General features: G+C 50.0%; 19 protein-coding genes and 1 riboswitch. Of the genes, 12 read left to right on the forward strand and 7 right to left on the reverse strand.

Annotation, left to right across the window (positions count from 1 at the left end; translation table 11 throughout):
* The first annotated feature begins 150 nt into the window (after positions 1–150).
* From G5B47_RS12575 to G5B47_RS12615, 9 genes are all read left to right on the forward strand, one after another.
* Complete coding sequence (locus G5B47_RS12575; protein WP_165098482.1) at positions 151–978, forward strand: pentapeptide repeat-containing protein; 828 nt, start codon at positions 151–153, stop codon at positions 976–978.
* A gap of 122 nt (positions 979–1,100) precedes the next feature.
* Positions 1,101–1,204, forward strand: a riboswitch (TPP riboswitch).
* A gap of 190 nt (positions 1,205–1,394) precedes the next feature.
* Positions 1,395–2,087, forward strand: a complete 693-nt coding sequence (locus G5B47_RS12580; RefSeq protein WP_328804527.1) for an ABC transporter ATP-binding protein — start codon at positions 1,395–1,397, stop codon at positions 2,085–2,087.
* Positions 2,068–2,841, forward strand: coding sequence for an ABC transporter permease (locus G5B47_RS12585; RefSeq protein WP_165098484.1), 774 nt, complete (start codon positions 2,068–2,070; stop codon positions 2,839–2,841). Before G5B47_RS12580 ends, G5B47_RS12585 begins: the two co-directional genes overlap by 20 nt.
* Positions 2,841–3,893 (forward strand): ABC transporter substrate-binding protein, encoded by a 1,053-nt coding sequence (locus tag G5B47_RS12590; protein WP_235957158.1) that lies wholly within the window; start codon positions 2,841–2,843, stop codon positions 3,891–3,893. The genes G5B47_RS12585 and G5B47_RS12590 overlap by 1 nt, the downstream gene beginning before the upstream one ends.
* A gap of 30 nt (positions 3,894–3,923) precedes the next feature.
* Positions 3,924–4,715: a hydroxyethylthiazole kinase gene (gene thiM / locus G5B47_RS12595; RefSeq protein WP_165098486.1), complete on the forward strand. Its 792-nt coding sequence runs from the start codon at positions 3,924–3,926 to the stop codon at positions 4,713–4,715.
* A gap of 30 nt (positions 4,716–4,745) precedes the next feature.
* A complete protein-coding gene (gene thiD / locus G5B47_RS12600; RefSeq protein WP_165098488.1) occupies positions 4,746–5,570 on the forward strand; it encodes a bifunctional hydroxymethylpyrimidine kinase/phosphomethylpyrimidine kinase in 825 nt (274 codons plus the stop codon).
* On the forward strand, positions 5,567–6,268 hold the full coding sequence (thiE, locus tag G5B47_RS12605) for a thiamine phosphate synthase (RefSeq protein ID WP_165098490.1): 702 nt from the start codon (positions 5,567–5,569) through the stop codon (positions 6,266–6,268). The genes thiD and thiE overlap by 4 nt, the downstream gene beginning before the upstream one ends.
* Before the next feature lie 90 nt (positions 6,269–6,358).
* Complete coding sequence (locus G5B47_RS12610; protein WP_165098492.1) at positions 6,359–7,243, forward strand: copper amine oxidase N-terminal domain-containing protein; 885 nt, start codon at positions 6,359–6,361, stop codon at positions 7,241–7,243.
* Positions 7,244–7,412: 169 nt separating this feature from the next.
* Positions 7,413–8,747 carry a DUF2252 family protein gene (locus G5B47_RS12615; RefSeq protein ID WP_165098494.1) on the forward strand — a complete coding sequence of 445 codons (1,335 nt, stop codon included), beginning with the start codon at positions 7,413–7,415 and terminating at the stop codon, positions 8,745–8,747.
* Between the two features lie 88 nt (positions 8,748–8,835).
* Here G5B47_RS12615 and psiE read toward each other — a convergent pair whose 3' ends face one another.
* Complete coding sequence (psiE, locus tag G5B47_RS12620) at positions 8,836–9,243, reverse strand: phosphate-starvation-inducible protein PsiE (protein ID WP_165098496.1); 408 nt, start codon at positions 9,241–9,243, stop codon at positions 8,836–8,838.
* A gap of 149 nt (positions 9,244–9,392) precedes the next feature.
* On the opposite strand from psiE, the gene G5B47_RS12625 reads away from it, so the two are divergent.
* A complete protein-coding gene (locus G5B47_RS12625; protein ID WP_165098499.1) occupies positions 9,393–9,602 on the forward strand; it encodes a hypothetical protein in 210 nt (69 codons plus the stop codon).
* Between the two features lie 84 nt (positions 9,603–9,686).
* Here the strand turns inward: G5B47_RS12625 and G5B47_RS12630 are convergent, their stop codons facing one another.
* Together G5B47_RS12630 and murI are read right to left on the reverse strand one after the other, a co-directional pair.
* Positions 9,687–9,848 carry a hypothetical protein gene (locus G5B47_RS12630; RefSeq protein ID WP_165098502.1) on the reverse strand — a complete coding sequence of 54 codons (162 nt, stop codon included), beginning with the start codon at positions 9,846–9,848 and terminating at the stop codon, positions 9,687–9,689.
* Between the two features lie 205 nt (positions 9,849–10,053).
* Positions 10,054–10,830 carry a glutamate racemase gene (gene murI, locus G5B47_RS12635; RefSeq protein ID WP_025334734.1) on the reverse strand — a complete coding sequence of 259 codons (777 nt, stop codon included), beginning with the start codon at positions 10,828–10,830 and terminating at the stop codon, positions 10,054–10,056.
* Between the two features lie 223 nt (positions 10,831–11,053).
* Here murI and G5B47_RS12640 point away from each other — a divergent pair, with 223 nt between their 5' ends.
* On the forward strand, positions 11,054–11,725 hold the full coding sequence (locus G5B47_RS12640) for a tetratricopeptide repeat protein (RefSeq protein ID WP_165098505.1): 672 nt from the start codon (positions 11,054–11,056) through the stop codon (positions 11,723–11,725).
* An 89-nt stretch (positions 11,726–11,814) separates the two neighbouring features.
* Here G5B47_RS12640 and G5B47_RS12645 read toward each other — a convergent pair whose 3' ends face one another.
* The 4 genes from G5B47_RS12645 to G5B47_RS12660 form a co-directional block, all read right to left on the reverse strand.
* On the reverse strand, positions 11,815–12,552 hold the full coding sequence (locus G5B47_RS12645) for a hypothetical protein (RefSeq protein ID WP_165098508.1): 738 nt from the start codon (positions 12,550–12,552) through the stop codon (positions 11,815–11,817).
* Positions 12,549–12,893 (reverse strand): PadR family transcriptional regulator, encoded by a 345-nt coding sequence (locus G5B47_RS12650; protein WP_165098510.1) that lies wholly within the window; start codon positions 12,891–12,893, stop codon positions 12,549–12,551. Before G5B47_RS12650 ends, G5B47_RS12645 begins: the two co-directional genes overlap by 4 nt.
* 730 nt (positions 12,894–13,623) lie before the next feature.
* Entirely contained in the window at positions 13,624–14,583 is a 960-nt protein-coding gene (locus G5B47_RS12655) for a restriction endonuclease (RefSeq protein ID WP_165098512.1), read from the reverse strand.
* A 380-nt stretch (positions 14,584–14,963) separates the two neighbouring features.
* The gene (locus G5B47_RS12660; protein ID WP_235949726.1) at positions 14,964–15,827 is read right to left on the reverse strand and encodes an ATP-dependent DNA ligase; all 864 of its coding nucleotides are present in this window, start codon (positions 15,825–15,827) and stop codon (positions 14,964–14,966) included.
* A gap of 462 nt (positions 15,828–16,289) precedes the next feature.
* On the opposite strand from G5B47_RS12660, the gene G5B47_RS12665 reads away from it, so the two are divergent.
* The gene (locus G5B47_RS12665; protein WP_165098514.1) at positions 16,290–17,201 is read left to right on the forward strand and encodes a prolyl oligopeptidase family serine peptidase; all 912 of its coding nucleotides are present in this window, start codon (positions 16,290–16,292) and stop codon (positions 17,199–17,201) included.
* The last annotated feature ends 188 nt before the right edge of the window (positions 17,202–17,389 follow it).

Raw genomic sequence — 17,389 nt, forward strand, 5'->3', positions numbered from 1 at the left:
TGTTTAGTGAAACGCACTTGCCTCCTGTGCAGAAGGCATCCGTGCGTTTCTTTTTTGCCTGCGCAGACGAAATCATGAAAAGCGGTTTACTCCTGAAGCATTCCTTATTAAACTATTGAAGTAGTTTTCATATAAAAGGAAGTGTAGGCAATGTCCAATCATTTAAAGGCCGATTGCGCACAATGCTTCGGTTTATGCTGCGCAGCTTTGCCTTACGCCAAATCTGCCGATTTTGCAGCAGATAAAGCCGGAGGCATCCCCTGCCCCAACCTGCAGGCCGACTACCGCTGCGGGATCCATAATGATCTCAGAGCAAAAGGCTATAAGGGCTGTACCGTCTATGAATGCTTTGGCGCGGGGCAGAAAGTATCCCAAATTACTTATAAAGGAAAGGATTGGCGAAAAAATCCGGGTTCGGCCCAGGAAATGTTCGAGGTCTTTCCGATTATGCAGCAGCTGCATGAGATGCTGTGCTATTTGAATGAAGCATTGGAGAGGCAAGAGACCGGACCGATAAATACCAATTTGCGGGCAGCTCTGGAATCAACCGAGAATCTCACGAAGCTTGATCCAGTTTCGATTATCAAGCTGGACGTCCCCGCCCATCGGGCGGTCGTCAACGATCTCCTGCTCCAGACAAGTGAACGGGTGCGGGCCAATGTTCCGCCGCGGCATCATAATCACCAGAAAGCAAAACCCAAAATGAGCAAGAGAAACGACTATATCGGGGCCAATTTGCGGGAAGCCGATCTTAGGGGCGCCAACTTGAGAGGCGCACTGCTGATCGCGGCCGACCTCCGAAAGGTCGACATGCGACAGGCCGACCTGATCGGCGCCGATTTCAGGGATGCTGACTTAAGGGGAGCCGATCTCACGGGGAGTATTTTTCTTACGCAAGCACAAATCAACTCGGCTAAGGGCGATATTCATACGAAGCTGCCACCCTCGTTGACGATTCCCGGCCATTGGATGACCTAATGCCTGGAACGGCCCTTGTACTGTACCCTTGTGTTGTAAGCTTGCTTGGACCCAAACGATTCATTGAGGGACCTCAAGGGATATGGTATAGTTAGAATCAATAATAACCGAATACAAGACCGCAATTTCACTAGGGGAGTCACTAGACTGAGACGGAGCCGCGAGCTTCGGACCCTTGGAACCTGATCTGGATCATACCAGCGGAGGGAAGTGGAACCTGAGCTTTTACTTGACTGAAGCCGGACAGCTTGTGCTGATGTTCGGCGGATTTCTAAAGGCCCGTTCATTTCTCTAATGGAAATGGACGGGTCTTTGTTCATTTAAAGGAGGGTTGACCCGCTATCGAAGAACTTTTATCTCTTAAACGCCTTTCTTTTTCCTTTCCGCAGCAGAAGCCCGTATTTTCGGATCTGTCATTGACAGTCCACAAGGGCGAATTCGTCAGCATCGTCGGCGCCAGCGGCTGCGGCAAGAGCACGCTGCTGAAAGTGATAGCCGGACTGCTGAAGCAGTCTGCGGGAGACATCCGGCTTCGCGGCACCGACTCCGGCTCAGGCGCCAACCGGCTTGGCCATATCGCCTACATGCCTCAGCAGGATCTTCTTCTGCCCTGGCGGACCGTGCTAAACAACTGCCTGCTGCCGCTTGAGATTAAAGGCCAGGCCGCCAGCGGAACCAAGGCCAAGGCGCGTGACATGCTGAAGCGTGTCGGGCTCGCCGGATATGAGCTTGCTTATCCGCATGAGCTGTCCGGCGGGATGCGGCAGCGGGCCGCCTTTGTCCGCACGCTGATGAACGGTGGCGAATTGATGCTGCTCGATGAACCATTCGGCGCGCTCGACGCGATGACCAAGCGGGACATACACCGTTGGCTGCTGGAGCTATGGGGGAACCTTAAGCGGACGGTGATGTTCATCACGCATGATCTGGAGGAAGCGGTTCTGCTCAGCGACCGCATCTTTCTGATGCCTGCCGGAAGCGGCGGCGCCCTTCAGGAGATGAACGTCGGGCTTCCAAGGCCCCGCAGCATGCAAATGAACTTTGAACCCGGCTTTGTATCCTTACGGGCCGAGCTGGAGCGGAGGCTGTATGAAACGCGCGCCGTTTAAGGAAGGGATTCACCGCTCAGGCGCCTTCCCTCTCCTGTCGCTGTTGATTCTCGCCTTATGGGAAGCCGCAGTGCGCACGGAACTTGTTCCGTCCTTTATCCTTCCCGCTCCTTCCTCGATCTGGACGGCGCTCGTCCGAAACGCAGGGCTGCTACTGGGCACTCATCTGCCAGCCACCCTGGAGGAAGTCGCTATCGGCTGCCTGATGTCGGTGGCAGGCGGCATTTTGCTTGGAACCGGCATGCATCTGTCCCGGACGCTGGAGAAGGCGCTCTATCCATTGATTATCGTAAGCCAGACGATTCCATTGATTGCACTCTCCCCCATTTTTATTATGTGGTTCGGATATTCCCTGTGGAGCAAGGTTGCCGTCGTCTTCCTGACAGCGTTCTTTCCGGTGGTCGTCGGCGTCTACGACGGTCTGGGCAAAAGCCGCGGCGCCTACCAAGAGCTGCTGCTGACGATGGGCGCAAGCCGCAGGCAACTGCTGCTTAAGATCGGCGTTCCGCTGGCTCTCCCCTCCTTTTTCTCGGGGCTGAAGCTGACCGCAGTGTACTGCGTGATCGGCGCAACTATAGGCGAATGGCTCGGTGGGACTCGCGGTCTCGGTTATTACAGCCGCCGGATGGCCGGAAGCCTGCACAGCGCCGAAATGTTTGCCGCGATTGCCCTGCTCTCGGCGCTCGGCATCGCCCTTTTCCTCGCCGTCCGGCTGCTAGAACATCAGATTCTTAAGAAAAGAGGTACATATTGATGAAATTTTTTACCCGTAGTAAAGCTATGCTGCTGTCTGCCCTAACGATGCTGCTTGTGACAACCGCTTGTGGAGGCTCTTCGCCTTCAGGCGATGCGGCGGCTTCCTCCGCGCCCTCACAAGCCCCCATTGCATCGGCCAGCCCGGCCGAACCTGCTCACAAGCTGACGCTTATGCTCGACTGGTATCCGAACGCCGTGCATTCTTTTTTGTATACCGCCCAGGAACAGGGGTATTTCGCCAAGCAGGGGCTTGATGTAGAGATTCAAATGCCGGCCGACACGAATGACGCGCTGAAGCTCGTCGCCGCCGGCAAGGTTGATCTGGCGCTGAGCTACCAGCCGCAAGTGCTGATGGCCCGGGGGGAGAAGATTCCCGTCAAAACGCTGGCCTCCATTGTCCGTCATCCGCTGACCCACCTGATGGTGCCTGTGGACAGCTCCGTACATAGCCCTAAGGATTTGGCAGGCAAAAATGTCGGCTATTCCTCCATCCCGCTCTATGAGGCGATAGTCAAAACGATGGTCAAGACCGATGGCGGAGATCCGGACAAAGTGAATTTTGTGGATGTGGGCTACGATTTGATCCCGGCCATTTCCACCGGACAGACCGACGCCATTATGGGAGCATTCATCAACCACGAGCAGCTTATTTTGCAAAAAGAAGGCCATCCCGTCAATTCCATCGACCCGGCGAAATATGGCGTACCCGACTATTCCGAGCTGGTGCTGGTCGCAAGCGACGAAGGAGTCGGCACCCGTAAGGACGATTTCAGCAAATTTTTGGCAGCGATGCGGGAAGGCCAGGCGTATGTAAAAGAGCATCCTGACGAAGCGCTGGCGATCCTGCTGAAGCATGAAGACACGACCGCCCCGCTTGACAAGGACATTGAAACGCAAAGCCTGAAGGTACTGCTTCCGCTTATGGACGCTGGCGATAAGCCTTTCGGCTATCAGGACCCCGCCTCATGGGATAAGGTGCGTCAGTGGCTTTCGGATAACGGACTGCTGCCTGCGGGTATTCAGGCCGGAGACGCTTTTGTAAATTTATAAGGTTTATACTTTTTTTAGGGAGGAATTAAAATGTCATTTATTACGAAGCTTCGGGACAACAATCCGCTCATCCACAACATTACCAACATCGTCGTCACCAACTTTACTGCGAACGGTCTGCTCGCGCTGGGCGCTTCGCCGTTTATGGCGGATTCGCATGAAGAGGTGGCGGATGTCGCTGCGATGTCCGGCGCCGTACTGATCAACATCGGCACGCTTAACGATCACTCCATCAAGGCCATGCTGATTGCCGGACAGTCGGCCAACAAGCACGGTGTGCCGGTCGTTCTTGATCCGGTGGGCGCCGGTGCGACGGCCTTTCGGACAGAAGTCACCCATCGCCTCGTTTCGGAAATGAAAATTACCGCGCTGCGGGGCAATGTGGCTGAGGTTGCCAACGTGATCGGGGAGAAATGGTCCATCAAGGGCGTGGACGCCGGAGCAGGCGACGGCGATCATGCCGCCGTCGCTGTGAAAGCGGCGAAGAAGCTCGGATGCATCGTCATTGTAACCGGAAAAGAGGACATTATCACCGATGGCGAGAAGACGTATATCGCGGCCAACGGCGACCCCATTCTGACCAAAGTGACCGGAACAGGATGTCTGCTCAGCTCCGTCGTTGCCGCTTTCCTAGCGATCGCTGGGGACGCTCCGCTGGAAGCGGCGGCCGAAGCCCTCTCCTTCTACGGCGTCGCCGCCGAAATCGCGTCGGAGAAGACGGCTTCCCAGGGTCCGGGCAGCTTCCAGTTCGAATTCCTGAACCAGCTGGCTCTGCTTACGCCGGAAGAATACGGCAAGCTTTCGAAAATACGCGAAGCGTAAACAGAACTACTCAGCAAAGGAGGCAAAACAATGAACGTATACAAGGGGTTAACGATCGCCGGCTCGGACAGCGGCGGCGGCGCGGGAATCCAGGCCGACCTCAAGACATTCCAGGAGCTTGGCGTCTACGGCATGTCCGCGCTGACCGCAGTGACGGCGCAGAATACGCTCGGCGTTCAGGGCGTATACCCGCTTGAACCTGCGGCTGTGGCACAGCAGCTGGATTCGGTCGGCGAGGATTTGGCCCCGGATGCGGTCAAGACCGGCATGCTGTTCAACAGCGAGATTATACGGACCGTTGCGGATAAAATCCGGCAGTACGGTTGGAGCAATCTCGTGATCGATCCGGTTATGGTTGCCAAAGGAGGGTCGTCGCTGCTGCTGCGTGAGGCGGTTCAGTCCCTTATTGACCACCTGCTTCCTCTCGCCCTGGTAACCACGCCGAACATTCCGGAAGCCGAAATTCTTGCCGGCATGAGCATTGCTAATCTACAGGACTGCGAGGAAGCGGCCAAAAGAATCCGGCAAATGGGGTCTCAGAGCGTGGTCATCAAGGGCGGCCATGGCAGCGAAAACGGCATCGTCACGGATGTGCTGTACGACGGCCGAGAATTTGTGTATATGGAAAGCCCGAGAATCGACACCCGGCATACGCACGGAACGGGCTGTACCTATTCAGCTGCTTTGACAGCGGAACTGGCAAAAGGACATTCGGCGGCAGAAGCCGTTCGTACCGCCAAGGCGTTCATCCGGGCGGCGATCGAAGACGGACTAGGCATCGGGGGCGGACACGGACCGACCAACCATTTTGCGTATGGCCGCAGGCTCCGCGCGGAAGGAAGTGACCGGCAATGAGCGAACGGAACCCACTCTCCGGCTCCCCATTGAGCGGCGGAGAAAGACTGGACAGCGAATATGTTCGCGGCCTCCTCAAGGTCTATTTCATTATGGGCAGCATCAACTGCCGCCGTCCGGCCGCCGAAGTTCTTAAGGAAGCGATTGCCGGAGGAGTCACGATCTTTCAATTCCGTGAAAAAGGCACCGGCGCGCTGACCGGCGCAGCCAAGCTGGACCTCGCCCGGGAGCTTCAGGGGATCTGCCGGGCCCACGGCGTCCCCTTTATCGTCAACGACGATATCGACCTGGCGATCGCGCTTGACGCGGACGGCGTGCACGTCGGCCAGGATGACGAGCCTGCCCGGATTCTGCGTGAGCAGCTGGGCAGCGATAAAATCATCGGCGTGTCCGCCCATACGCCTGAGGAAGTCCGGCAGGCCATCGCCGACGGCGCCGACTATCTCGGGATCGGCCCTGTCTACCCGACATCGTCCAAAGACGATGCCCGGCCGGTCCAGGGCACGGTGTTGATCGAGAGCCTGCGCAGAGAAGGCATCTCCATTCCTATTGTTGGCATCGGCGGCATAACCGTTAACAATGCCCTCCCTGTTCTGGCAGCGGGCGCCGACGGCATTTCGGTCATTTCCGCCATTGCCTCCGCCTCAAGCCCCCGGTTAGCGGCGGCGGAACTAGCCAATCAAGAGGAGCGCGAATAGGAATTTGACTTAAATTTTCCGTGCTTCCTCAAATGTGTCACTCAAAGACCGATAAAATAAATACATTCGATCAAGGAGGGCACATAACAAATGAAAAAAAGCTGGATAATCCTCTTAACCTGTATGCTGGTGACAAGCCTAACGGCCGGTTCGGCGCTGGCCAAACCCGATCACTCTAGCGGCAACGGGCAAAGCCAGAAAAATGCCGCCTCGGACAAAGGCCCATCTGACAAGGCCGAGGGGAAATCCGAGAGCAAAGAGAACAAGAAGAAGTCGGTTACGGATGCTACGTATCAGGAAACCGCAACAACAAGTACATATAAAGGCCACAACGGTTACAACGGTCTGCTTAAAGCCATCGAAAATGTGGAAGACAAGCCGGCCGGAGCCGTTCTTGCCGAACTGCTGCTCACGAATTACTCCACCGAGCTGACTCCTGAAATGAAAGCCAGGCTGGAAGCCATCAAGGCCAAGGATGCGGCACTGACAGCCGTCGCCGAAATGCTGGAACAAAACGGCAGTGTAACCGACGCGGTATATGTCCGCCAGGAAGTAATCAAGGCGAATGTCAAGAACCTCGACTCCTACAAAAAGCTCGGCAAACTCTATGATAAATTAGGAAAAAAAGGCATCCGGCTATATGTTAACGGGGAACAGCCTGACGCCGGATCGGCTCCTGTTCTTCAGGGCGGAACAACGCTTGTTCCTTTCCGTGCCATCGCCGAAGAACTGGGCGCCAAGGTCACCTGGAACAAACAAAAGCAGTCCGTGACCATCACCCGCGGCGGAATCGCCGTCAAGCTCGTCATCGGCAGCAAGACCGCTTACGTAAACGGCAAAAAAGTTGCTCTGCAGACCGCTCCTGCCGTTGTGAACGGCACCACGGTAGTTCCTGTCCGCTTCGTCAGCGAATCGCTTAAGGCAACAGTCAAGTGGGAAGCGGCAAGCCGTTCCGTCGTCATTTACGAGGAATAGCTGCTGGCAGAATCACGTTTCATCCAGAAAAAATCGAAGAACTTATTACACTGGGAGGACTCCGCTAAGGAGTCCTTCTTCTATGACTAGTTTCAAGGACCATTGCAAAAATAGTATATACAGATTACGGTTAATAGAAGTACGCACCAATAAACAGAGGAGGTCCGGGATGATCGACCATAACATTACCGAAGGTGTGATCCGCACACGGACGAAGCTGCGCAAGCAGGCGCTGATCTCCATTTTTAACGAGTTTGACGGCGAAATTATGAAGCTTGACGACGGCAAAAGAGCCGAGAAATACGCCAAAATGCGGCTGAGCCCATTCTCTTTTTTCCGGGGCAGCGCCTATCTTTTCTATTTTGATGCTACACGCCAGTATTTTCCCTACCATTCCTCACCCGAGCGCCCCACCTGGATTCAGGGAGATTTGCATTTCGAGAATTTCGGCGCTTTTCGTAATGAAGACGGAAATCTGGTTTATGATGTCAATGATTTTGACGAAGGCTATGTGGGGTCCTATCTCTACGATCTCCTGCGGATGTCTGTCAGCATTATCCTTGTCTGCCGGGAGCTCGGCTACACCCGCGAGGATCAATTGGAAGGTGTGGAAACCTATGTAAAGGCGTATTACCGCCAGATTCAGGCTTTTTGTGAAGGCAAGGATGATCCGGGCAAATTCATGATCGATGAGGATTCGGCGAAGGGGCCCGTCAAAAAACTGCTGCGTAAACTGGAAAAACGAAAAGCGGCGCATTTTCTGGAGAAGGTGACCGCCTCCATGCAGAATGACCGAATATTTCTTGAAACCTCGGAGCTGCAGGTGCCCGGCAGAGCCGAACAGGAAAGATTAGAACAGGCGTGGCCGTTCTATCTGGAGACGCTAAATTCCCGGAGATCGGAGCCGGAACAATACGACATCAAGGACATCGCGGTAAAAGAAGGCTCGGGAACGGCTTCGATCGGGCTGGCCCGCTATTATATCCTGATCGAAGGCGGAGAAAAAAAGGATGCGGACAGCACGGTGCTGGAAGCCAAAGAGGTTCGCGTGCCAATCCCCGCATACTTCATGCCTTACTCGGAATCGTTCTGGCATTATTTCGGCCATCAGGGCAAAAGGGTGACGGCGACTCAGCAGGCCATGCATCATAAAGCGGACCCCTTTCTTGGTTTCTTCACGATGGATGAACGGCATTTCTATGTACGGGAGCGTTCTCCCTATAAGAAAAGATTGAAGCTGGATAATTTCGATTCCATCCCGGATATGGAGCGTACGCTTATCATCATGGCCAAGCTCACCGCGAAAATGCATGCGAGAGCGGACGCCGATGTAAACCAAGGGGTCCTCCCGTATCACAGCGAGAATGAAATTGCACGGGCGATGGGACCGGACCCAGACCTCCCCGCCAGTCATATTTCCCATTGGGCCTCAGCTTACGCCGATCAGGTGGAGGCCGATTTCGGGCTGTTCACGGAATGGACGGAACCTGGCGAACCTTCATGAAAGCCGCTGGAAGCGAAAAAAAAACAGATCCGCTGACCGTACCCGGTCGGCGTTCTGTTTTTATGGCTGATGCTTTACTGTTACTTGATTAACTCTCTCTTTTGAGCAGATTGCTGTTGGCAATATAGAGCGTGATGACCAGCAGCAGGATGGCTCCCGAATAGATCAATGTATCCGACGGACTTTCATGATCGATAATAATCAGCCGGATCATCGCCGTAATGCCGATGTAGATAAAATACCTGAGCGGGAAATGATAATGCGCTTCGAAATACTTGATAATCAGGGCAATGAACTCGAAATACAAAAAATAAATCAGCAAAGCTTCCAGCAGGTCCAGTTTAGTCAGATGGCCGCCATCGTTAACAAAGCCAAAAATATAAAGGGTCTCCTTGCCGAGAAGAATGACAAGAATAACCGCCAGCACGATAAGCGCGACGTTGAGTGTCCATTGCAGAATGAACGGAATTGACGTGATATTATTTTTTGTCTTCAAAAGATCACCTCCCGCCTGAGTAATCCCAAGTATAATCGTGATTTCGTTTTCAAGGCAAGTTTAGGCTTACACTGGCGTTTGGGACATTTCGCGGGTATACTGATTTTACTTTTGGATGTGCTTATTTTTCGAAAAAGGAGAGCTTTAACATGCCGATAAACCGACCTTTGATCACCGACAGCGACTTTCAGGAGGCTATGGAACGGCAGCTGCCCGTGCGCGTGTTCCAGAATGATCACTTGATCAACTCCGGAGCGACGGTGGTGAGGTTCACCGATACCGATGTCATTATCCAGTCCAGGGTCAGCGATCTGACCTATTATTCGCGGCGGGACTGCGAGTTCTTCGAAGTCAGGTAGATAGCGGAAATGCAGACATAGCAAATAACCGGCAACTCGCCATTACGGCGAATCCCCGGCCAGTCCTCATCATAGAGAAAATGATTATTTTTTGAGAGCGGTGCCGCCGGAGCTCATCTTTTCGTTCAGAATCTCCTGAAAGCTCAGGCTCTTCTCCTGAACGGCTTCCCGTTTAAAAGCAACGGGCGGCTGAGCTCTGAAATATTGCTGATTGAACGCCATAAGATTATGTACGGGTAAGGTCATGGAAGTCGGCCTCCTTTTCCTCTACATTTTCACGAAAAATTTGCATGATGACGAATTTGTTACTTTTTACTTACCCTATTCTTTCCAGTCCAAAACAGTTTTTGTGAATTTACGAAAAAAAATTTGCGGACTGGCCGCAAAAACAAAAACAGCGGCAGTCATGGACGAGATAATCATCCTTTGACTGCCGCTGTTGTGCTCGTAATTACATTTCATCCAGCATTCTGAACAACCTATGATATTGGGTGAGAGTCGCCTGATCCTCGACTTTACGGCCGGAATGGTAGAAAGAAATCTCTCCTGTCCCATCCGATAATTGATTCCTGGATTCGAGAATATGCTTCAGGTTCTTCGCCGTCCCGAAGCTGCCTGAAATAATCTCCGCGTCATCGTTAAAAAGCTTCTTAAAAACAGGAATAAAATACGGAAAATGAGTGCAGCCCAATACAACGGTTCCGTACTGCCGTAAATCCAGATGGGAGAACTGGTCTCTTAAATAGGGAAGCACGCTTTCTTCGCTGAAATCGAATTGTTCGGCAAACCGGACAAGGCCGTTCAGCGGCAGGCTTTCAACGATATCGTGACGATCCACACTTCTCACCAGATTATGGTATTTTTCTTCTTTCAGCGTTAGACTCGTCGCAAGCACCAGAACTTTTTTCCGGGTTCCTTCACATTGTTGAACAGCCGGTTTAACGGCCGGCTCAATACCTAAAATAGGGAAATCATATTTTTGGCGAAGGTCTTGCACCGCAATGCTGGTTGCCGTATTACAGGCAATGACTAATGCTTTGACGCCCTGGCTTGCAATAAAGTCAGCGGCCTCGAATATATATTGCCTTACCTCTTCTTTCGGCTTATCCCCATATGGAACATGCAAGCTGTCCGCGTAGAAGATGTAATCTTCATTCGGCAGGAGCCTCAGCGCTTGATGCAATACAGTTATGCCACCTATCCCCGAGTCAAAAAATCCGATCCTCACTACCGCACCATTCTTCCTTCGATTGATTTTTTTATTTTATCACTCCTGTCTCCCCATTACCAATAGGCGGCTCCCTAACCATTGCTAAAGCAATAAAGACGCAAATATGTCAAGTCCGCGAGCGGCCTCTTCCATTTTCTGCCGGACCAAAGAATGATATAATGCACCTGTGGATTGCTGCGGCCCGCGGATATTTCGGCAACACTTTTTTTGGAGGGAAATCATGGTTAAATTTATCGTTTTTATGCTGCTGTGGAGGCTGGTCGGGAATCCGTTTCTTGCAGTGATTATCCTGCTTGCGGTACTCTATTTCCTTGACCGCCGCTATGTCGGCGTGTTCCCGAGCATCACCAGACCTTTTCGCAGAGCAAGACAAGGCTCCAGACTTCGCACTCAAATCTCGCTGAACCCGAATGATGTCTCTTCCAAGTTCGAGCTGGCCCGCCTCTTAAGCGAGCGCAAGAAATACAGGGAAGCGCAGGAGCTTCTGCTGCAAATCGGGGACCGCTATGAGCAGTCCGCCGAATACTGGGTTGATCTGGGCTATGCGAATATCAAGCTGGGTCAGCTGGAGGAAGGCGAAAGCCAAATGCTGCGCGGACTCGAGATTAACCGGAGAGTTCAGTACGGCCAGCCTTATCTTCGGCTTGCGGAGGCGTTTCGCAATTCCGACCGCGACAAAGCGCTGCATTATTTGCACGAGTTCCAGGACATTCAGTCTTCATCCAGCGAGGCGTACTATTTGCTCGGCTCTATGTATAAGGCGCTCGGTCAGGAGACCGAAGCAAAGCGTTCTTTCAACGAATCAATCGACGTCTACCGCTCGCTGCCAAGGTACAAGAAGCGGCAGGAACGCGGGTGGGCGCTGCGCAGCTTTTTTGCGAAAATGCGCTAGATCCGAAGTCTTTAAGCTTACACAAGTACCTCCGCTTCTCCTTCCCGGGAGTTGACGGAGGTTCTTACGTATCGGCCATAGCATCAGGCTCACGGTCTCAAACGGCTCAGCCAGCCGGCCGCACGGGGGAAAGCCTCCTCCAGCATCCTGCGCAGCAGCTCCAGCGAGAAGGTTCCGGTATCCGCGGCGCTGATCGTATAGCTTCCGAAGGCGCTGCCGCCAATGGCGATTTTGCCAATGGCCAGACCTCCAAGCGCCACCGCTCCGACCGCCGCCCCTCCAAAGGCAAGGACTCCCGCCGCGGCTCCGCCCGCCGCAACGGCTCCCAGCGCTGCTCCTCCCAGCGCGAGAATCCCGGCAGACACGCCGCCAATGCCGACGATACCGGCCGCAATCCCCCCGACGGCAAAGCCCCCGAGCGCCACATCACCGATGGCGATAATTCCTTTGGCAACCGCAGGCGCGCCGCCATAGAACCAGCCCCGTCTGCGCAATTTAATATGCACAAGCGGCAGGTCCAGAACCGTAACCGATGATTTGTATTCGTAATAATCGCCATAACCTGAGGTCTCGTAACCATGTCCCTGGTAAGAGTCTTTATTGCTGCCGTAACTCGATCCCGCTTCGGCACCGTACAGTCCGTTCATATATTCCCGGGCCATCTCCCGGGGCGTTCCGGATTCGGCCAGCACCCGTTCTACACTGCTCCGCTCGGCCCTTTCCGTCAGGGAAGTTAACAAATCCTCTGCGATTCTGCGTTTGGTACCGGGGTCTGCTTCAATTCCCGCTATCACTTCGTTGACATAGAGCTTCAATCGTTGGCTCATAAACGTTCATCTCCCATAATCTTATAAATGGAGTGATATAGCAGCGCAAGCTCTCCGGTCATTTCCTTAAGCCATTCTTGACCCGCAGCGGTGATCCGGTAATATTTGCGCCGGGCCCCGCGCTTGCCTTGTGTCTGCTCCCAGTAGCTCTCGACGAGCCGGGAATCCTCGAGCCTATACAGCACGGGGTACAGGGTCCCTTCTTTAAGCTTGAAATATCCGCCGCTTCTCTCATCCAATTCGTTGATCAACTGGTAGCCGTACAAATTTCCGCGTCTCAGCAAATGCAGCACCAAAATTTCCAGAACGCCCTTTTTAAGCTGGCTTGCCGGATCGCTCATCACATCACCTTGCTAACCTTATTATTTAGTATAACTAAGTATAGTCTGCCCCTAATTTTATCCAATGTCAATAGGCGGCTTAGAGCGAGCAAAGGAGTATTTGAACTGTCTGAAGAAAATATAGTTTTAGACTGGAAAATATAGTTTTTGACTGAGAAAATAATGTATTAGACTCATGGACGCCATTAAGCTAACAGGCAGGAGAGTTTAGTCTCCTTCTTGAATAATTACCTAGAAGGTGGAAATTAAAAATAGAGGTGCCCAATGGAAAGAATGATAATAAGAATGAACAGGATTAAAGACTACATAAATGACCACTATTCTTATTCATTTTTTTTGAATGTGTAGAAAAGGATAAGACTAAGAACAGACATGCACAATTAGGGCAATTTGATAAAAAGGAAGAAGCATATAAATGTATCGAGGATTTCAAATCCGAACTAAATATTGCTCATTATGATTTAAGAAAAATCGATTTCTCTAAAATAAATAAGTTAAGTCCCTTTTTGCTTTTAAGCTACTAGGATGCAACCTCTGAGAGTGAATGACTGCATTCTTGCGCTCTCGGTGGCGCTTCGTTAGCCTGCCCATTTTATTAAACTAACGGGCAGTAGAGCGTGGTGGCAATCTGGATAATGATATAGCTAGGAATTCCAAGAAATAAAAATAAAGAACGTTGTATAAAATAAACGCCGCTTTTAGATTGATTTCTAGAAGCGGTGTTTTTGTTTTACGCGTAATATCGCTCTAAGTAATCCTCAAACTCAATAGACGCCTGCGTTTGCGCCAGTTCCTCAATCAATCGACTTCGTTCCCACAGCGTAACGCCAAGTTTGCGCGCTGTATTGACAGCGGGCGCCGTTAAGGTGGAGTTCGTGACAACCATTGCCTCATCGCAATCATAGAACGATTTGCCTGCAAAGACTTCTTGCACAGCTGAATTTCCGACGGTTCCGCTGTATCGCTTGCATTGGACGGCGATTTTCCTTCCAGCCTTCATGATTATCAAGTCCACGCCGTCGTCGCCGCTTGCCGGCGTTAACTGTACCTTATATCCTTTGCGCCGGAATACGTCCGCCAAAAAATGCTCAAATTCCACGCCTTCCATTTTGTCCACCTCGTGGATGTCAGAAGCTACGAGTATGTATTCTTCGAGTATCCTCTTTTTATAAGCAGTAACCATTGATATTTGCTTTCCCGCCTCGGTTAAAACATCGTCCTCAATTTTCTTGCGGTCAGGTGGTACCGATTCGGGAATTAGCTGTGGTTCGGGCATTTCCGTCTCGTCGTTGTGCCAAAAATAGATAAATATTACTAACATGAAGATGCTGGCAGATATCCAATAATTAAGCGTACAGAACTCGCCAAAACCCTTATAAAACTGCCAACCCAAGAAGCGTTGCGATAAAGCTTCTACAGACACTAGCGCAAACTGGATAATAAACGAAACCCACCATCCCAGGGTAGCAAACCCCATACCCACGAAAAGAATGCATGTAGGTAGTTTCTTGACTAGATATTTGACGCGCTCTGAAGCGAAATTGTCCTCATATTTTCTCATGATGGCTTTGTTTTCATCTATTATTTTTTGAAAAGAATTGCGGTGCTTCAGTTCTTCTGCTTTATAGATGCGGTCAATCTCGCAGTCCACGCCAAAATGCCACGATTTTGTTGTTCTCGATTTTCTCAAACATCTCTTCTTTATGTCTCGGACAGAGTCTTTCCATATGCTCTCCCCCCTTTCGCTTTCCCATCTTTCAGTATATCACGCGCAGGTTTTTTCTTAATAAAATTTGTTATTGATTTTCTGATTAGCTAACGGAGACATTAGCATTCAATGAAACAGCGACAGTCTAGGACTTTATTTTTTCGTCCGTGGCTGTCGCTGTTTCAATTTCTACGGTCAGTCTATCCTGAAATAACTCTATTTCATCATCTGATGGTGCCGTGTTAGCGGCATGGGCGTCTAAAACTTATTTTAAGTAGTCTGGAGGTATAACAATTAGAAGAGCCGCATGGAATAAAGACATCCATTAATGAAAAATATAAACCGGAAGAATCTCCTCCGGTTTATCCTATTACAGCCTCCAGTACAGGCAAACGCATACGGCCTGACTTGTAAAAGCCGCGATGTTTTACCCTGCATTGAAAGACTGGATCAACAAAAACGAATTGCTTATTCTCGCCAACGATAGACCGCTTAAGGCGTGGCCATACAGCTTTACGGTGCTGAGCCGTTATCCCAAGTTTAATTGAGCCCAGCGGCTTAATGTGGCCGTCCCTTGGTTCTCCAATGAGCCATTCATGCTCTTCCTTGGCATAGCCAGTAATTACCACATCGGCGTAGTCGTAGTTAATAACCTTCTGCCAGGCCCATGAACGGATTGCCTTGCTTCCCGGGTCACAGGGGCGAATTCGGGTTTGGTAAAGACTGTCCCATTTCTTTAGCACAATACCTTCTAAACCAGCAGACTTCACGAGCTCGAAAAACTGTACAGCGCTGCCGTTCATTACCCGCATGCGCGAGTAATACTTTGTTTCGGTTAATTCCGATTCCAGCAATTCCAAGCGCCTTTCCAGTGGTAAGCCCATGACGTTCTCCCCGCGATAATACAGGATATCAAAGGCGCAAAACTGGATCCGGTGCTTGGCCTTCCGGGAATGAAAACGAGCCATCATCGCTTCAAAGTCAGGGTGGCCCTTTTCATCCGTAACGATTAATTCCCCGTCCAGGATGGTTCCTTTACTTATAGGAGGATTGTGGAGCTCAGGGAAGCGAAATGTGACGTCCATGTTTTTCGTGTAAAGCTTCAGCGCATCCATATTGGACACAAGCAAACGGATGCCGTCCAGTTTCAAACTGGCGAAATAGTCGGGATGGTCGAAAGGCTTGTTATCAACAGCATATTGCAATAACATAGGCGGGTAAAACATGATTTATCACCCTTTTTTAGGGTAACACAGTCGGTAAGGGGCCGATACTGGGAGTTGTTGGTCCTTGTATTCATCCACTGTCTAGAGGGGTGAATTTGAAAAAAGGAGGGCTGTCTCATGTGCGGTAAATTTACCTTAACCAGTAATTTGAATGATATTATCCAGTCTTTCGGCATTAGCCGGAATGAATATGACAGTTACGAGAAGAAGTACAATATCGCCCCCACCCAATTAAGGACTAAAAATATGCTAATTCATAGTGTAGTTCCTTTTGTTGATACTCGAATTTGTAGTTATAATGGGAGAGAGGCTGTTTTCATTTAACATGCAAAATACTCCATTTATTCGAAAATAAGTTATAATATATATCAAGTAAATCACAATGGTATTATAGCATTCAATAGTCAGCAATAAATAGGAATTTGTAGTGGAGATTATTTATATAACAGAAAGGGCGAAAAAATGAGTGAAATTGGTAGAATATCCGAAATTATCGGTCTTGCACAAATAACGGATAGAATAGAATTTATTTACAATTCGGTTATTGATTGTGATGCTTATATAAGAAATAAAATTGAATATGAAGTAAACGGTCGTATCATACCTGCCTTCCTGCTTATTCCAAAAGGTGAAGCACCGTTTCCAGCAGTTTTGGTTAATCATCAACACCATAGTCAACGAAATTGGGGCAAAAGTGAAGTTTGCGGATTGGTTGGTGACCCATTACAAGATTTTGGAAGCAAGCTTGCTTGTGCAGGTTTTGTAGTAATTGCGCCAGATGCAATATGTTTCGAGGAACGAAGAGTAAATGCGAGAGGCACTGAAGAAAACCACACAGAAGATGAATGGAATCATTTCCTTGCACTATGTCATGGTATTTTGACAGGAGAAACATTGGCGAAAATTTCCATAGAAGATGCTATAGGTGCAGTAAGTGTTCTTAATGGTTTGGATATTGTGGACAAAACAAAAATTGGTTGCTTAGGACATTCTTATGGTGGGAACACTACATATTTCGCAACTGCTTTTGACAAAAGAATAAGCTATGCCATGTCAAGCGGAAGCGTTGTCAGTTATAAACATCGTATGGATAACTCAATAGGAATAGAAATGTCTAGTATTATACCTGGATTTCTCAAAGAATTTGAAATTGTTGATGTAATAAAAGAAATAGCACCGAGAGATTTCTTAATTATTTGTTCTGATGAAGATAAGTATTCAAAGGATGCACCGCAAATTTATGAAATTGTAAGAAAACACTATATCTCAAGAAATGCAGAAAGGAATTTGCAGATAAAACAATATAAAGGTGGTCATCAATTGACACAAGAACGCTTTGACTATATTTTAGAATGGATTACCAGCCACGCCTAATGAGCATAATACGAAGTTCGACATATTAGTATTGTACGAACTATGTTAAAATAACCCATGAAATAAATGGAAGAGAAGTCTCTTCCATTTATTTTTTACCATATCAACAATTTAGTCTAACAGAGCCTTTTAATAATATTCACTCTAATGTAAATCCATAATTCTATACAAAAAATATAAACAAAAGA

The sequence above is a fragment of the Paenibacillus apii genome, assembly GCF_011043685.1.
Classification (GTDB): domain Bacteria; phylum Bacillota; class Bacilli; order Paenibacillales; family Paenibacillaceae; genus Paenibacillus_AQ; species Paenibacillus_AQ sabinae.

What these genes read in the sequence shown, in the direction of transcription:
- G5B47_RS12615 (WP_165098494.1), top strand. Translation starts at nt 7,413, where the DNA reads ATGATCGACCATAACATTACCGAAGGTGTGATCCGCACACGGACGAAG.
- G5B47_RS12630 (WP_165098502.1), bottom strand. Translation starts at nt 9,848, where the DNA reads ATGACCTTACCCGTACATAATCTTATGGCGTTCAATCAGCAATATTTC.
- G5B47_RS12585 (WP_165098484.1), top strand. Translation starts at nt 2,068, where the DNA reads ATGAAACGCGCGCCGTTTAAGGAAGGGATTCACCGCTCAGGCGCCTTC.
- G5B47_RS12610 (WP_165098492.1), top strand. Translation starts at nt 6,359, where the DNA reads ATGAAAAAAAGCTGGATAATCCTCTTAACCTGTATGCTGGTGACAAGC.
- thiE (WP_165098490.1), top strand. Translation starts at nt 5,567, where the DNA reads ATGAGCGAACGGAACCCACTCTCCGGCTCCCCATTGAGCGGCGGAGAA.
- G5B47_RS12660 (WP_235949726.1), bottom strand. Translation starts at nt 15,827, where the DNA reads ATGTTTTACCCGCCTATGTTATTGCAATATGCTGTTGATAACAAGCCT.
- G5B47_RS12645 (WP_165098508.1), bottom strand. Translation starts at nt 12,552, where the DNA reads ATGAGCCAACGATTGAAGCTCTATGTCAACGAAGTGATAGCGGGAATT.
- G5B47_RS12625 (WP_165098499.1), top strand. Translation starts at nt 9,393, where the DNA reads ATGCCGATAAACCGACCTTTGATCACCGACAGCGACTTTCAGGAGGCT.
- G5B47_RS12640 (WP_165098505.1), top strand. Translation starts at nt 11,054, where the DNA reads ATGGTTAAATTTATCGTTTTTATGCTGCTGTGGAGGCTGGTCGGGAAT.
- G5B47_RS12665 (WP_165098514.1), top strand. Translation starts at nt 16,290, where the DNA reads ATGAGTGAAATTGGTAGAATATCCGAAATTATCGGTCTTGCACAAATA.
- thiM (WP_165098486.1), top strand. Translation starts at nt 3,924, where the DNA reads ATGTCATTTATTACGAAGCTTCGGGACAACAATCCGCTCATCCACAAC.
- G5B47_RS12575 (WP_165098482.1), top strand. Translation starts at nt 151, where the DNA reads ATGTCCAATCATTTAAAGGCCGATTGCGCACAATGCTTCGGTTTATGC.
- G5B47_RS12590 (WP_235957158.1), top strand. Translation starts at nt 2,841, where the DNA reads ATGAAATTTTTTACCCGTAGTAAAGCTATGCTGCTGTCTGCCCTAACG.
- thiD (WP_165098488.1), top strand. Translation starts at nt 4,746, where the DNA reads ATGAACGTATACAAGGGGTTAACGATCGCCGGCTCGGACAGCGGCGGC.
- G5B47_RS12650 (WP_165098510.1), bottom strand. Translation starts at nt 12,893, where the DNA reads ATGAGCGATCCGGCAAGCCAGCTTAAAAAGGGCGTTCTGGAAATTTTG.